This is a genomic window from uncultured Acetatifactor sp. (assembly GCF_948601915.1).
GTDB lineage: Bacteria > Bacillota > Clostridia > Lachnospirales > Lachnospiraceae > Acetatifactor.
Map to the genome: position 1 here is coordinate 1 of NZ_CAPDXS010000271.1, position 2,149 is coordinate 2,149.

The window sequence follows — 2,149 nt, forward strand, 5'->3', positions numbered from 1 at the left end:
CAGAGCTGCGGCCGAACGTGTGGGCAGGCATGACAGACGTATCTGAAAACGCAGACGGCCCTGACAGGGCCGATGCCATAAGCCATGACAGAGCCGCTGCCATAAGCCATGACAGGGCCGGAGCCGGGCATGGGCGGTGGACGGGGCGGACAAAGGAAGAGCTGGCCTCCTAGCGGTTGGCCAGCTCTGTCGTGATCTCTTCCCAGCTGATGTCCTTCTCCGCCATCAGCACCATCATGTGGTATAGAAAATCGCTTATCTCGTATTTTACCTCATTTGCCCCCGGGTTCTTGGCCGCAATGACGATTTCCGTAGCCTCCTCCCCCAGCTTCTTGAGAATCTTGTCGATGCCCTTGTCGAAGAGGTAGTTGGTGTAGGAGCCCTCCTTGGGATGGAGCTTCCTGTCCTTGATCACATCGAAGACCTCTTCAAAGACCTGCAGCGGATTGGCGGTCTCCTCCCCCTGCTTTTTCACAATCTCGTTAAAGAAGCAGCTCCTGGAGCCGGTGTGGCAGGCGGCCCCCACCTGGGACACCCTTGCTAAGAGCGTGTCCTTGTCGCAGTCCGCGGCGAGGCTCTTCAGATACTGGAAATGGCCGCTGGTCTCCCCCTTGAGCCAGAGCTGCCTGCGGCTGCGGCTATAATAGGTCATCCGGCCCGTGCGAATGGTCTGGCCGTAGGCCTCCTCATTCATATAGGCCATCATCAGCACCTCCCTGGTCCGGTAGTCCTGCACGATCACAGGGAGCAGGCCCTCCGGATTCTTCTGGAAGTCGTCCCATTGCAAAGCCGCTTCAAAGGTCTCCACCAAAATCCCGTTCTCCTTACATAACCCTTTCAGGGCCAGAATGTCGCGGTAATTGTCGTTGATCGTATTGCCGGTGACGCCGCAGACATTTTCGTAGGCAAAGATTTCCATCAGCTTGTTCAGGGCGATCTGGTTCACCTCCACCAGAAACGGCAGCTGCACCGCGGCCTGGGTCTCCCTGATCTGGTGGGGATTCTGCAGGAGCAGGCCGGACACGCAGTCCTCCAGCAGCCCGCGGTTCCTGGCGATGATGTCCACATTGTCGCAGGATGCCAGGAGCTTGTCCCTGCCGAATCTCTGGGAGGCTTCTCTGGCGAGGGCGATGTTGGATTCTTTGGCGCAGTCCAGGACGGCCCTCCTGCAGCCTGCGTAGAGCAGCTTCTTCACGTCCTCCAGCCGCTTTATGTTGCCGGCCCCTGTGACCTCCATCTCCGCTGTGGCGCAGATTTCCTTGATGATGTCCAGCGCCTCCTCGTGCTCACTGTCCTCCTGGGACATATCGAACACCACAAGGCCGTCCGCGCCGTTCTCATTGTACAGGTTCACCAGGCGCAGGGGATCCGTCTCCACCACGGAGAGGTCCGTAAGCCGCCTTACCGCATGGCCGTTATAAAGATAGATACATGGTACGAATTTTTTTACTAGCATATCTGTGCCCTCATTTGTTGAATGGTTGTTTCCGGACAGTTCCTTATGAAAGAATTCCCTTTGTGCTGAGCACGTCGCTGACCCGGGGCTCCATGCCTGTGGCCCCGTCCAGCGCCTTGGCAAAGGCCTTGAACATAGCCTCTATCATATGGTGGGCATTTGTCCCGTCCAGCACCTTCAGATGCAGGTTCATCCCCGCGCTGTAGGACACCGCGTAGAAGAATTCCCGCACCAGCTCCGTGTCCAGGCCGCCCACCCGCTCCGTGGGGAAAGAGGCGTCGAAATTCAGATAGGGCCTGCCGCAGAAGTCCACCGCGCACAGCGCCAGGGCATCGTCCATGGGCAGGACGAAATAGCCGTACCTGCGGATGCCCTTTTTGTCTCCCACCGCTTCCCGGATGGCCTGGCCCAGCACGATGCCGGTGTCCTCCACGGTATGGTGCCCGTCCACATGGAGGTCTCCTGCCACATGGCAGCTCAGGTTGAAGAAGCCATGCCTGGCAAAGCCCTCCAGCATATGGTCGAAGAAGCCGATGCCTGTGGAAACCTCAGATTCCCCTGTGCCGTCCAGGGTCAGGGCAACATGGATGTCCGTCTCCTTTGTCTTTCGCTCTATGGTCGCTGTCCTTGTCATATTCCCTCCCTATAATGTCAAGTGATTTTCCTTAAAAAATCAAGGAATTTAAAGTTTAT

2 protein-coding genes are annotated in these 2,149 nt (G+C 57.5%); both read right to left on the minus strand.

The features are described from left to right. Positions 1–169: 169 nt before the first annotated feature. Positions 170–1,456, minus strand: coding sequence for a bifunctional phosphoribosyl-AMP cyclohydrolase/phosphoribosyl-ATP diphosphatase HisIE (gene hisIE, locus Q2B33_RS23920; protein ID WP_300571929.1), 1,287 nt, complete (start codon positions 1,454–1,456; stop codon positions 170–172). 43 nt (positions 1,457–1,499) lie between these two features. Next, a complete protein-coding gene (gene hisB, locus Q2B33_RS23925; protein WP_300571930.1) occupies positions 1,500–2,090 on the minus strand; it encodes an imidazoleglycerol-phosphate dehydratase HisB in 591 nt (196 codons plus the stop codon). Between the last annotated feature and the right edge of the window lie 59 nt (positions 2,091–2,149).

What these genes read in the sequence shown, in the direction of transcription:
- hisB (WP_300571930.1), bottom strand. Translation starts at nt 2,090, where the DNA reads ATGACAAGGACAGCGACCATAGAGCGAAAGACAAAGGAGACGGACATC.
- hisIE (WP_300571929.1), bottom strand. Translation starts at nt 1,456, where the DNA reads ATGCTAGTAAAAAAATTCGTACCATGTATCTATCTTTATAACGGCCAT.